General features: G+C 58.3%; 8 protein-coding genes. 1 reads left to right on the top strand and 7 read right to left on the bottom strand.

What is annotated here, in order from left to right; all coding sequences use genetic code 11:
- Positions 1-26 precede the first annotated feature (26 nt).
- The 7 genes from BM395_RS16350 to pilG all read right to left on the bottom strand — a co-directional run bounded on the left by BM395_RS16350 (position 27) and on the right by pilG (position 12,725).
- A complete protein-coding gene (locus BM395_RS16350; protein ID WP_069902464.1) occupies positions 27-1,046 on the bottom strand; it encodes a chemotaxis protein CheB in 1,020 nt (339 codons plus the stop codon).
- The gene (locus BM395_RS16355; RefSeq protein WP_090513793.1) at positions 1,043-8,287 is read right to left on the bottom strand and encodes a hybrid sensor histidine kinase/response regulator; all 7,245 of its coding nucleotides are present in this window, start codon (positions 8,285-8,287) and stop codon (positions 1,043-1,045) included. The genes BM395_RS16350 and BM395_RS16355 overlap by 4 nt, the downstream gene beginning before the upstream one ends.
- Positions 8,288-8,290: 3 nt before the next feature.
- Positions 8,291-9,148: a CheR family methyltransferase gene (locus BM395_RS16360; RefSeq protein ID WP_090513796.1), complete on the bottom strand. Its 858-nt coding sequence runs from the start codon at positions 9,146-9,148 to the stop codon at positions 8,291-8,293.
- Positions 9,149-9,198: 50 nt separating this feature from the next.
- The gene (locus BM395_RS16365) at positions 9,199-11,244 is read right to left on the bottom strand and encodes a methyl-accepting chemotaxis protein (RefSeq protein WP_069902461.1); all 2,046 of its coding nucleotides are present in this window, start codon (positions 11,242-11,244) and stop codon (positions 9,199-9,201) included.
- Positions 11,245-11,329: 85 nt separating this feature from the next.
- A complete protein-coding gene (locus BM395_RS16370; protein ID WP_069902460.1) occupies positions 11,330-11,860 on the bottom strand; it encodes a chemotaxis protein CheW in 531 nt (176 codons plus the stop codon).
- A gap of 44 nt (positions 11,861-11,904) precedes the next feature.
- Positions 11,905-12,270: a twitching motility response regulator PilH gene (gene pilH, locus BM395_RS16375; protein WP_090513799.1), complete on the bottom strand. Its 366-nt coding sequence runs from the start codon at positions 12,268-12,270 to the stop codon at positions 11,905-11,907.
- A 47-nt stretch (positions 12,271-12,317) separates the two neighbouring features.
- Entirely contained in the window at positions 12,318-12,725 is a 408-nt protein-coding gene (gene pilG, locus BM395_RS16380) for a twitching motility response regulator PilG (RefSeq protein ID WP_069902458.1), read from the bottom strand.
- Between the two features lie 238 nt (positions 12,726-12,963).
- Here pilG and gshB point away from each other — a divergent pair, with 238 nt between their 5' ends.
- On the top strand, positions 12,964-13,920 hold the full coding sequence (gene gshB / locus BM395_RS16385) for a glutathione synthase (RefSeq protein WP_069902457.1): 957 nt from the start codon (positions 12,964-12,966) through the stop codon (positions 13,918-13,920).
- Positions 13,921-14,005: the final 85 nt, after the last annotated feature.

Raw genomic sequence — 14,005 nt, forward strand, 5'->3', positions numbered from 1 at the left:
TACTTCCTATTAGGCTCAGGCCCAGATTAACTGCATTGCTCGGCCAGATGGTCCACCAGCGCGCTGGCCAACTCACGCGGCGAGGCGCTGAGTTTGCTGTAACCGGCTTCGCGCAGGCTGTCCGGCATGCTCGGGCACACACAACTGTCGCCGCGCTGCGTCCAGATCAAACCGCCCTGACGCTGCATGTACGCGGCCGCGGCACTGCCATCGCTGCCCATGCCACTGAATACGATGGCGCCGCTCAACGCCGCATATTGTCCGGCCAGATTGAGCATCATCTGGTCGATCGACGGGCTGTACGGTTCAGGCCAACTGCGTGACGTGATATCCATGCTGCCGTCGGCCGCGAAACTCAGCTCATGCTTGATTGGCACCACAACCACTTCGCCGCAGCGCAGTGAATCGCCGTGCCGGGCATTGGTGACCCGCCACTGGCTGTGCCGGCCAACCGCTTGCGGCAGCACCGACTCAAAACTGGGATCAATGTGTTGTGCGTAAAGAAATGCCACAGGCAAACCGCCGGGCAATGCATCAAGAAAGGCTTTAACCGCTTCCGGGCCACCCAGCGATGCGGCCAGCAGCCAGACTTGCTGCGCAGGCTCACCGACTTGCAGCGGCGTGCTCGCCAAGGCTTTGGGTAACTCCAGCCGGGCCGGACGCGGGCTGTCTTCAAGCAAGGCCTGCAAATCATCGCCAACACCTTGCGAAGGGTTGCCGACCAGTTTTTGCAACTTGCCGAACAGCAGACGCTCCCAGCGCGGGTAGTTATCGCTGTGACGCTCCGGCGCATGACCTTCACCGAACAACACCGGCGCTTCGGTGCGTTCCAGCAAATCGTCAACCAGCGGTGAGTCTTCGGTTTGCGCCAGATCAACCAGCCACAAATCCGCCTCGCACGCGGCCAGCGCCGCATCGTCCAGCTTGGCCGGATCACTGTTGAGCACGACCTGATAGCCGAAGCCGGTGAGTGCTTGTTGCAGCACATGGCGTTGCAGCGAGGTGTCGGCGATTACCGCTATCCGTGCGGAAGGTTGTCCGGTCATGTCAGCATATCCGTAACGTTATCAATGGCACCCCGGCCGGTCTGCGACCGGTCACCTGCCAGGCGCTGGATATGCTCCAGCAACACAGACTCCTGATAGGGCTTGCCGAGGTATTCGTTCACCCCAAGGCCAAGCGCTCGCTCACGGTGTTTGTCACCCGTACGCGAGGTAATCATGATAATCGGCAAATCCTGCAGGCGCGGATCGTGACGCACCAGCGTGGCGACCTCAAAGCCATCCATGCGCGGCATTTCGATATCCAGCAGCAGGATATCCGGCTTGCGCTCTTGCAGCAGCGAAATCGCATCGACGCCGTCTTTGGCGGTAAACACGTTCATGCCATTGCGTTCTAGCAGACGGCTGGTAACTTTGCGCACGGTAATTGAATCGTCGACCACCATGACCAATGTCGGCCGCTCGCTCTCTATCTCTTCGGCGCTCAACACCTGGCTGACGCGACGCGGCGAGTTGCTCAGCTGATGCGCGTGCAACGCACGGATAGTCGCCAGCAGATCGAGAATCACCACCACGCGGCCATCACCGAGAATGGTGGCACCGGAAATTCCGTGAACTCCGGCGAATTGAGCCCCGAGGCTCTTCACCACGATTTCCCGTGAACCCGCCAGCGAGTCGACCTGAATCGCGACCGCGTGCTCGTTGGAGCGCACCAGAATCACTGGCAGCGGCAGGCTCTGACCGACCAGCTTCGGTTGCTGACCGTTATTCAGCAGGTCACCGATGTAGCGCAACTGATACGCCTGCCCGGCGTACTCGAAACGCGGCGCATCCGGGGCGTAGTAGGCTTCCAGCTCGTAAGGTGAAACCCGCACGATGCCCTCAATGGTGTTCAGCGGCACGGCGTACAGGTCTTCGCCGGACAGCACCATCAGCGCGCGGTTAACCGACACGGTGAATGGCAGGCGAATCAGGAAGGTGGAGCCCACACCGAGGGTGGACTCGATGCTCATCGAGCCGCCCAGTTGTTTCACCTCGGAATGCACCACATCCATGCCCACGCCACGACCGGAAATCTGCGTGACGCGCTCGGCTGTGGTGAAACCCGGCTCGAGGATGAACTGCAGTATTTCGTAATCGCTGAGGTCAGCATCCTCGTCCATCAGGCCGCGCTCGACAGCCTTGCGCTTGACCGCTGGCAACTGGATACCGGCGCCGTCATCAGACAAGCTAATGACAATATCGCCACCCTCGCGGGCCAGATTCAAACGAATTGTGCCCTGCTTGCTCTTGCCAGCCGCCCGACGTTTCTCAACCGTCTCGACACCGTGGTCAACGGCGTTGCGCAGCATGTGCTCCAACGGCGCAACGATGCGCTCAAGCACGGTACGGTCCATTTCACCGTCGGCGTTACCCACAATGAACTCGACCTGTTTGCCCAGCTCGCCAGACACCTGCCGCACAATGCGCCGCAAACGTGGCACCAGACGGTCGAACGGCACCATGCGCGTACGCATCAGGCCTTCCTGCAATTCGGTGTTAACCCGCGCCTGCTGCAACAGCAGCGTTTCGGCGTCACGGGTACGTTGCGCCAGCGTTTCCTTGAGGTCGAGCAAGTCGGATGCCGACTCGAACAGTGCCCGTGAAAGCTGCTGCAACTGCGAATAGCGGTCCATTTCCAGCGGGTCGAAATCTTCGTAACCGGAACGCTCTGCATCTACCTGATAACGGCTGATGATTTGCGCCTGGGTTTCGGTATCCAGACGCCGCAATTGATCGCGCACCCGGTCGATGGTTGCGTCCATCTCGCTCAGGGTGAAACTGAAATCGCTGACTTGCTGCTCTACCCGGCCACGGAAAATCGAGGTTTCACCGGCCAGGTTGACCAACTGCTCCAACAGATCGGCCGGAACTTTGACGAACTCCTGTGGCGCTCGCCGCGAAGTTTCTTCAAGCGCGGCCTGCTGGCTGCGACGCACAAATGGCAAGACGGATGCAGGTGCCGGCTCGGTCTTGAGCTTGCTCACAGCCACTATTGGCAGATCTACTGCGTCCTGCGCCGGACTCGAAGGCGCAACAGGCTCGCTTGGCGGATTGTTGACCTGATCCGCTTGATCGAGCTGACTGCGCAACTGCTCGACCTCGGCCTGCAAGCCATCGAAGCCGGACTGAGCATCAATCAACAGACTCTCGGGCCACGGTTCGCCTTGCTGCTGTGCATCACTCAAATGCTGTTCGAGATCATGGGCCAGGTTGCCTAATGCGGCCTGACCGGCAAGCCGCGCGCCCCCTTTGAGGGTGTGCAGAATACGCATGACATCGTCGATCGAGGCGCTGATATCGCGGCCACCGTCCCAACGGGCAATCGCCTCGCTCATGTTTTCGAGCAGGTCGTCCGCCTCTTCGAGGAAGATATCGAGAATATCGTCGCTCTCGCCCGCCGGAACTGGCTGCGGTGCCTGCGGTGCCTGCGGTGTGAGCTTTATCGCAGACGGCACGCTGACCAGCTCATCCGGATTGCTGCGGTAATGCTTGATAGCGGCAATCAGCTGCAAGCCATCCGGCACCGGGCGCTGTTCACGCACGGCTTCGAGCATGTCCGAGAGTGAGTCATGGCAGCTCTGCAGCAGACCTACCAGCCCTTCACTGCCGCGTAGCTGACCACCGGCGAGACCTTCATAAAGGAATTCAAGTTCGTGGGCGAGATCGCCAACCGGGCTGATCTCTGCCATTCGCGCGCCCCCTTTAAGGGTGTGCAGATCACGTTGCAGCGACTCCAGCGCCAGGCTGTTATCTGGCTGGCTCATCCAGTCCTGCAGCGAGGCACCGGCGCTGTCCATGATGTCGAAGCCTTCCTCGAGGAAGATTTCGACCAGTTCGCTGTCCTGATCTGGGTCGAGCGTCACGGTGTTAGCTGATGCTGAGTATTGCGGTTCAGGCGCCGGGACTGGTTCATCCGGTGTTTCGGCGATCGGCGCGGTGACGTCTGGTATATCGACGCCCGACGCAGTGGCGCCCATCACTTCCACGTCCGAAACCTGCACATCAGGAGTTAATGGGTCTTGATCATCTTGCACAGGCGATTCGGGCGCTTCTGGCGTAGTGCCTGAACGGTAATTCTGCAAGGCCTCGATCAGCGCGTCTGGCTGAGACATTGGCGCGCGGGTTTGCAGTTGATCAACCAACTGCTGCAAGCGGTCATGGCACTGCGTGAGCAGTTCATCCAGGGCTTTCGAGTAGCTGAAGCGGCCGTCGAGCATGCCTTCGTAGATGAACTCAAGCTCGTGGGCGAGATCGCCGATAGGGGCGATCTGCGCCATCCGCGCGCCGCCTTTAAGGGTGTGCAAATCGCGCTGCAATGAGCCAAGCACATCTTTGTCCGGGCCTTCGGTGAGGCACGTTTGCAGTGACTGGCCGGCACTTTCCAGCAGGTCTTGCGCCTCTTCGAGGAAGATCTCGACCATCTCGTCATCGAGCATGCTGGCGTCTGCAACCGCTTCAACCGGCGCTTGCGCCACGCTAGCTGGCTCTTGCTCTTGCTCTTGCTCTTGCTCTTGCTCTTGCAAGTCGGCGAGGTCGCGGGTCGCGGTGTCCAGCTCTATCACCTGTGCGCCCTGCTCGCCCGCTGGCGAAACCAGGCCGATGGCATCCGGGCTCAGGCCTTCATTGAGCAATTCACGCAGCGCTGCAACACGTTGCGGTTCACTGCTGACCTGCAAGCCAGCCGCGACTTGATCCATCATATTCATCAGCGCTTCATGGGCCTGTTCGGCCTCGCAGAAGAAGCGCTCGCTCACAGCAAGGCTGCTCTCTTCCACCGCGCCGTACAGATCCAGTAGGGCTTCACAGAGCTCATCAATCTGCGGCAGTTCTGCCATTTCGGCGCCACGGCCCAGCGTGGTCAATTCATCCAGCAGAGCTGTCAGCTCCTGACGCTCGGCCGGGTGTTCGCGCCAGCGCTGCAACAGCTTCTCGGCATCCATGAGGATGTCCATACCTTCCGCGAGGAAGATATTGATCAACTGCGGATCGCGCGCCTCACCTTCCGCCGAAGTCGGCTGGTTGAGCTGCGCCGCATTCAGGCGTTCCTGATGCAGTTGCTGAGCACGTTCGATGAACTCAGCGGCACCCGGCAATTCGGCCAGCGGATCGCTGTCGAGTTGCGCCAGACCGAGCCGGAACAGTTCGCCCGCGCGGGTCAGCAACTCGGCATCGGCCATGTCCAGTTCGATCAGATTGACCTTGAACTCTTTGAGCATTTTCTCAAGCGGCGCGGCAATCTCCGCAACTGGCAGAATGCCTGCCATGTAGGAGCTGCCCTTGAGCGTGTGCATGGCGCGCTGCAAATCATCTGTCACCGGCTGCGGCACTTCACGCGCGCAATCGGCGAGGAACTGCTCCAGGGTGTCGAGATGCGCTTGCGCCTCGTTGCGGAATATTTCGAGCAGTTGCGGATCGAGAGCTTCCGCGCGGGACGCGGCCTGCTCGTCCGGCTCAGCTTGCTCAGGCATTGGCGCGCTGGAGGCATCCAGCTCAATTTCCTGCAGATCAAACTCAGGCGCGTCTTGCGGCTCTTCCTCAGCGTCAACGACTGCAGGCTGATCGGCAACGGTTTCCGCCGGCGGAGTCAGTTCTATATCTTGAATCAGCGCAGGCAAGCCTTTCGCCAGTGCGTGTGCGTTGGCGGCCAGCGCATCCACATCGTCGCGCTGACGTTGGCGCCTGTCGGCAAACTCGCCGACCAGTTCGGGCATCACCTCAACAACGCTGACCACGGCCTGCTGTACATCTTTGTTCGGTTCAATGCTGCGGTCGAGCACGCGATTGAGCATGTTTTCAATCGACCACGCCAGCTCGCCAATGACCAACGCGCGAACCATGCGGCCGCTGCCTTTGAGCGTATGGAAAGCCCGGCGCAATTCAGCCAGTGCCTCGCTGTCATTGCTGTCGGCTTGCCATTTGGGCAGGTACTCGGCGATGGTTTCCAGCACCTCGCCAGCTTCTTCGATGAAGACTTCCAGCAACTCTTCATCAACAGGCTCTTCATCGGCGGGCGGCGCCAACAGGCTCAGCGGAATATCGGACGCCGGCGGATTAATGGCCTGCGTCGGAGTAGCCAGGACATCCGCCATGGTGACGGTTTTCTCGCTATCCGGCGCTTCGTCTGCTGGTTGCGGTGCGCGTGGCAGCTGCACATCCGGCAGTTGCATAGACGCCAACTCGGCTTCATCCCACTGCAGCGGGTTATCGAATTGATCAATGCTCAGCGGCTGAGACTCATCGAGCGGCAGCGGCTGTTCATCGAGTTCCAGCACCGGCAGGGAGAAACCTTCCTCTTCCGAAGCAGGCGGCTCGATGTCGCTCAGGTCCAGCTCTTCAAGTGTTTCAAACCCGCTCAGCTCGATAAGCTCTTCCGTTGGCGCGACAGGTTCATCGAGCAGCAACTCGCTCTCATCACTCTCCAGCGGCTGATCATCCGCCTCGTTGAGCACCTCAATTTCATCAAGCGGGTTGAGCCACGCGGCATCCGGTTTGATCTCCGCCGCATGCGCCTGCGCCGCCAGCAATGGCGTGCCGAGCGAGTAGCCCAGCGATTGCAGGCTTTCCTCGGCGACATCCAGAATCAGCTCACCCTGGGTCGAGTGATCATCATTGAGGCGCTCAAGGTAGTATTCGACGCTGGTGATGGCGTCGGCCAGGGTGTCGAGATCCTGCCAGTTGGGCACGCTCTTGCGCGCCAGCAGTTGCTCTTCGATGTATTGATTGCAGGCGCTCAACAACTGCGCAGCACGGTCCAGCGGGATCATCGAAAGCGCACCACGCGCCTGATTCAACAGCTCGGGCACGCGCGCCAGATATTCATGGTTCCACTGCGAGGCGATAAATTCGATGATCGCGTCTTTGGCTTGTTCCAGCGCGTTGCGTGCTTCCTTGATGACGACCTGATGAATCTGGCCGATATCGTTAACCGGTAGCTGGCTGGTCTCGTTGAGTGTTTCGTTGCTGGGCCCGACCATGCCCGAGAGCGTAGCCTCGACGTACAGCAGCGCACCCGCCACATCCATCAACACCGGATCGCTGGGCGCGCGGCTGCCCTGCGCAAGCGCTTCGATCACTTCAATCTGATCAATGATGACTTTGCGCGGCTGGCCAAAGCCAAGCACGGCCAAGGTGTCGGCTACCTGCTTGAGCGCAGGCTTGAGGCTGACAAGCTCGCCGACCTGTGCACGGTCGCTGCGCACGAACAGATCGAGGCTGTCTTTGACCCGCACCAGCTCTTCACACAACGCGCCCACCACCGAACGCATGGCGTCACGATCTGGGCCTGCCAGAATCGCTCGTTCCTGATCCACCGTGGCGGTATCCGGGAATGCGTCGCTAAGACCATAGCGCGATTTAACCGCATTGATCTTCGGTGTATCCGCCCGCGGGGCGGCGCCAAGTGCCGCGTTGGGCTGGATCTTGGCCACATAGAACAGCAAATTCTTGGTCAGTTCATCAGGCGCCGCCTGATTCATCCCGGCCGGCCCCTCTTCGAAGAGACGCTTGAGTTCTTTGTCGACTTCACGCAACAACATGCGCGCCGACGAGCCATTGCTGATGTCGCCGCTGGCCAGACCTTCGACCACTGCCGAGGCGATGGGCCAGAGATCACCCAGCGGGGAATCCTTGCAGAGTACTTCGAGGCGGGCAAAAACCCGCGCCATGTAACCCAGATTGGTTGGCATGTCCTGATCGCGGAAAACCCCAACCAGTGCCAACTGCAACATCTGCCGCAACTTGCGCAGCAATTGAGTGAATTCGCCGGCGTCAATTGCCGCCAGCGCCTGCGCAGAAAGCGGCTGCGCGTGAGTCGACAGGTCGGGGGCAAACAGGCTGGTTTCCGACAGCAGCTTTTCGCCGCGTGCCGAGCGCAAATCGTTGAGTAATGGCAACACCACGGCTGGCAGATCGCGGCGAGCCGTCTGGATGCGGTCGAGGTAAACCGGCAACTGCAAAATAGCCTGCATCAGCACTTCAAGGGCTTCGCCCTGATTGCTCGCACGACCGTCCATCAATGCCTGGGCGAGCTGCTCCATTTCTTCGGCGAGCAACGCTGCACCGTAGAATTCGACCATCTGCAAGGTGCCCTGCACCTGATGGATATAGGTCAGGCAGAAGCGCATCCGCGTGGGGTCCTGCGGATTCTCGACATAACCTTCAAGGGCCTGACGGGCCTGCTTGAGGGTTTCTGCGATTTCGCCTTTTACCCATTCCAGGGCAACATAGTCGTGCCGATCACTCATAAATTAGGCTCTACGGGTAAATGCCAAAACTCGCTCATCGGCCAGCGCCTGCAAATCTGCGTGCTGCCAATCAAGCATTTCGCCTACACCAATCACTAACAAACCACCGGGTGCCAGGCACTCCACGAGTCGATTAAGAATCTCGCGACGGCGCCAGCGACGAAAATAGATCAATAAGTTCTGGCAAAAAATGACGTCCATTCCAGACATTGGCGCTTTCGCCTGGTCCAGCACATTGAGCCGGGCGCTGCACACCCTTGCCGCCAGTGCCGGGATAACTTTGTAACGACCCTCTGCCTCGGTCGTGAAAAACTGCTCGCGCAACTCAGTGCTTACCTGCTCAAGCCTGCGCGCCGAATAAACCGCCTCACGCGCCTTGGCCAGCGCACTCATGCTGATATCAGTAGCCGTCACAGCAAACTGTCCGGCCTGCTCCGTGCCACTCAACACTTGGCTGGCCACCATCGCCATCGAATAGGCTTCTTCACCACTCGAGCAACCGACACTCCACAAGTTCAGTGGTTTGTTCAGACCTGCCGATTGACGCTGCTGCAAATAGCTTTCGAGCGTCGCAAAAGACGCCGGGTGACGAAAGAAACGGGTTTCCTGAACAGTCAGCCGATCGAGCAAATGCGACCACTCGACTGCGCCGCGCGGTCCATCCGTAACCTGCTGATAATAGGTCGCATAATCAGCCACACCCACTTCACGCATGCGCGTCGCGAGATTGGTCTGCAGGAAGGATCGGCGCTGCTCGTTAAGAACAATGCCAACCCGCTCTTCCAGCAAAGCCTGCCAGTCTTGAAACTCCTTGGCGGTCATAACCGCCAAGGGTTGTAAGGACCAGACACGTGACTGCATGACGTGGCTCTCGCTCATAGGGCTGCACCGATACCCGGTTCGGTCGAGGCTTATACCTCTTCACCTTCTGGCAGGGTGAAGCCAGAAACCGAGTTACGCATCTCACTGGCCATCTTCGCCAGATTACCAATGCTCTTAGCAGTAGCCGTGGTACCGGACGAGGTCTGCGAGGTGATCTCTTGAATCACGTTCATGGTGTTGGAGATATGACCCGCCGAAGAAGCCTGCTGGCGGGCAGCGTTGGAGATGTTCTGAATCAAGGCCGCGAGGGTCTTGGATACTTTCTCAATCTCTTCCAGTGCCACACCAGCGTCTTGCGCCAGGTGTGCTCCACGTACCACTTCAGACGTGGTTTGCTCCATCGAGATAACAGCCTCGTTGGTGTCGGTCTGAATGGTCTTAACCAGTGCCTCGATCTGCTTGGTTGCAGCCGATGAACGTTCCGCCAGTCGCTGTACTTCGTCCGCTACTACGGCGAAGCCTCGGCCTGCATCACCGGCCATGGAGGCCTGAATTGCAGCGTTAAGGGCGAGAATGTTGGTCTGGTCGGCAATGTCGTTAATCAGGCTAACGATGTCACCAATCTCCTGGGACGATTCACCGAGGCGCTTAATACGCTTCGAGGTGTCCTGGATCTGCTCACGGATGTTATCCATGCCGGTGATGGTGTTGTGCACCACCTCGTTACCCTTGTTGGCGATGGCTACCGAACGTTCCGCTACCGCAGAAGATTCGGAGGCGTTAGCCGATACCTGGTCAATCGACACCGCCATCTCGTTGATCGCCGCCGATGCACCGGCAATTTCCTGCGCCTGGTGTTCGGATGCTTCAGCCAGATGCATGGCTGTCGACTGGGTTTCCTGAGCAGCACCGGCTACCTGAACGGCGGTCAGGTTGATGGTCGCTACCAGATCACGCAGCTGGTCGATCGAGTAGTTGATGGAGTCGGCAATCGCACCGGTAAAGTCTTCGGTTACCGTTGCCGCTACCGTCAAGTCACCGTCTGCGAGGTCAGCAATTTCGTCGAGAAGACGCAAAATCGCCGCCTGGTTACGTTCGTTTTTCTCGGCGGTTTCAGCCAGTCGCTGGTTGGTCGAGCGAACCATGACGATACCGATCAGGATGATCGAGCCCAGTGCCAGAGCACCCAGCACATAACCGATCAGAGTATTGAACGAACGGGCGCTCTGCAGGTTGTTGAAGCCTTGCGACAGGTCGGATGCCTTATCGAGCAGGGTTTGCGAACCGCTGAAGATGGTGTTGGCCGACTCACGAACCTGGAACAGTTCTGGCGAGGTTTCGAGAATCTCATCCACCGAACCGGAAACGAATTCGAACAGCTCAGAAATCTCACCAAGGCGATCCAGTGCTTCGCGGTCGCTAACCCGGGTGATTTCCATGGCTTGGTTGCCGTCGGTCATGGCTTTCAATACGCGACCGAACAGGCTGGCGTCGCGACCGAACATGTCGGCGGCTTGTACCGAGTCGGCATCACCGGCCAGTACCTTGTTAACCGAACCGAGAATACGTTCTGCCAACAGCGACTGACGCTGAGCGACCGAAACCTGAGCCGCCGGTGCGCCGCTTTGCAGAAGAATGTCGACGACTTCTTCGTACTCAACCTGCAACTGCGGAATGGTTTGGGCCAACGTCGCCGCTACCTGGTGCAGCGACAGTACTGTCTGTTCGCTGGCCAGAATGGCGTCGGTGTTTTTCTTCAGCGTGTCCCAATCCTGCTGCACAGCCGCCATTTGCCCGGCGACCGCTTCCGGTGCTGGAGGCAGGCCGGTCTCGGGGTTGCCGTCAGTCAGGTTGCTCCAGCGCTTGGAGAAGTCGTTGCGTGCATCGCGCAGCAAACCGAACGCAGCCGGTGTACCCGCCGCCGCCTCGGTGGCGTTCTTGGCGATACGTTGCGAAAGAACCCGTAGCTCACCCGAGTCACTGATGTACTCAGTGTCGTAGTTGGCCTGAGTGTTGAGGTATGCGAAGTTGGCAAACAACAGCACGATTGAGACGATCAGGACGATAAACAGCCCTGCAATCAATGTACTGCTGCGTGTACCCGCCAATAAATTGCCTGTGTTTTGTTTTTTCATTATCTGGCCCCCGCCTGGACCTACCGCACTACGGTTCCCATGTAACGCCAAAAGGCCGGCAAAGCCGACCCAACCGAAAATCTTTTTAATAGGCTACGTCAAGAAAACCCTGACTTTGCGCCAGCGCATATGGGCTGAACACCAGCCAGGGCTGCTCGCGCTGAAAGACGCCGTGGATAAACGGCTGAATTGTCGCTTCCAGCGGCGGCATTTCTTCACGAAACGCATCCACCGGAAAATGCTGCATACCGAACACTTCGTCGACCGTGAGGCCGGCGAACACTTGCTGATGTTCAACCACCAGCACTCGCCGCTGCTTGCGGTGCGCGGTCAGTTCATTGCCGAAGTAGGCGCAAAGATCCATAACCGGCAACAAGCGCCCACGCACGTTTGCCACACCTTTAACCCAGCTTTTCACGCCAGGCAGCAGGGTGTGTCTTGGTTCGTGCAGCACTTCACTGACCTCGCCCATGGGCGCCACGAAGTAGCGCTCCCCCATACGAAAGCCAATGCCACTCCAGGTCTGGACGAGGGCTTGCTGCAAAGGCAGGCCCGCCGCCAGCGCCCGACAACGCTGATCAAGTTGGTAGAGAAGCTGGAAGGGTGTGTCCGACATGCAAACCGCGGCCTTATTTTGTTTATAGTCAGCCCAGCACGGAATTAACCGGCCAATACCGCAGCAAGCGTTTTAATCAGGGTGTCTTCTTCAATGGGCTTGGTCAGATAATCCTTGGCCCCTTGACGCTTACCCCAGACCTTATCGGTTTCCTGGTCTTTTGTAGTCACAATTATCACAGGGATGTGACTGGTTTCCGCATCCTTGGTCAATTGACGGGTCGCCTGGAAGCCATTCAGGCCCGGCATGACGATATCCATCAACACCGCATCGGGTTTTTCCTGACGAGCGAGTGCTACGCCATCCGCGCCATTTTCTGCCTTGAGTACCTGATGACCATGCTTTTCGAGCATGGCAGTCAGTTTGTACATCTCGGTCGGCGAGTCATCAACAATCAGAATTCGAGCCATGGTATTCCTAATACATAAAGTGACATCTACAGCCTTGCGGCTGGACGTCAGGAAGCTTGATCCACCGGAACAAATGCCGGTACGTGTGCTTTGATCGCCCCAAGCAACTCTTCTTTGCTGAAGGGTTTGGTCAGGTATTGATCAGAGCCGACGATGCGCCCTTTGGCCTTGTCGAAAAGGCCGTCTTTGGACGACAGCATGATCACCGGAGTGGACTTGAAAGCACTGTTGTTCTTGATCAAGGCGCAGGTCTGATAACCATCCAGTCGCGGCATCATGATGTCGACAAAAATAATGCTCGGATGTGTATCTGCGATCTTGGCCAGGGCATCAAACCCGTCAACAGCCGTGATTACTTCACAACCTACTTTCTTCAGCAGGGTCTCAGCGGTTCGACGAATCGTCTTCGAGTCGTCAATTACCATCACCCTTAAACCCTCGGAATTCTGTTCCATGATTGCTTACTAGCGCCTCGGTGAGTCATTATTTTTGCGTTACATCAGCGTGCCTGAGGCTTGCCACCGACGGGCTGCAACCCGATCGTCAGGCCTTTGTAGCACACTCTTCCTCATGCAATCCACACGTCACAGTGCAACCTGTTTTTCCTTGACCGTCAGCCTCGTCAGCGCCACTCTGGCGCGACTTGTTCAACTTTTTCTGCCCGCGCATACCGCTCACACGGAGTACCGTTAAATGACCGTTCGTCTTGGCATCGTCATGGACCCTATAGCCCAGATCTCCTTCAAGAAGGACAGCTCACTGGCCATGCTGCTCGCCGCTGAGTCGCGTGGCTGGTCCCTGTTCTACATGGAGCAAAAGGACCTTTATCAGGCCAAAGGCCAGGCGCGTGCCCGACTTCGCTCACTCCAGGTATTCAACGACCCTGAACATTGGTTCGAACTGGGCGAGGAGCAGGACCTGCCTCTGGCTGACCTCAATGTCATCCTGATGCGCAAGGATCCACCCTTCGACAACGAGTTCCTGTACACCACCTATCTTCTGGAACAAGCCGAAGCCGATGGCGTCCTCGTGGTCAACCGTCCTCAGAGCCTACGCGACTGCAATGAAAAAATCTTTGCAACGCAGTTTCCCCAGTTCACACCGCCAACAATTGTCAGCCGCCGTGCCGACATTCTGCGCGAGTTTGCCAAAGAACAGCGTGACATCATTCTCAAACCCCTCGATGGCATGGGCGGATCGATGATTTTTCGTCACCGCGAGGGTGATCCGAACCTTTCAGTCATTCTTGAGACGCTCACAGCCCACGGCACCCAGCAAATCATGGCGCAGGGTTACATCCCGCAGATTCTCGATGGCGACAAACGCATTCTGATGATCGACGGCGAGCCCGTACCTTATTGCCTGGCGCGCATTCCCGCACAGGGCGAGACCCGTGGCAACCTGGCGGCCGGTGGTCGTGGCGAGGCCAGACCGCTGAGCGAACGCGACCGCGAAATTGCTCTGGCCATTGGCCCGACACTGCGCGAGAAAGGCTTGTTGTTTGTGGGCCTGGACGTGATCGGCGATTACCTGACAGAGATCAACGTGACCAGCCCGACCTGCATTCGTGAAATTGATGCCGCCTATAACACAGGCATTGCCGACCAACTGATGGACGTGATTGCAAAGAAGCTGAATGCCACACAGTAGTCATCACAAGCTTGACCCAGCTAACACCTTTGCACATGAGGCTTGCAGGCCGAGGTGCGAAGTCGGCAGACTGCGCGGCACTCTG

The organism is Pseudomonas marincola, assembly GCF_900116605.1.
GTDB lineage: Bacteria > Pseudomonadota > Gammaproteobacteria > Pseudomonadales > Pseudomonadaceae > Aquipseudomonas > Aquipseudomonas marincola.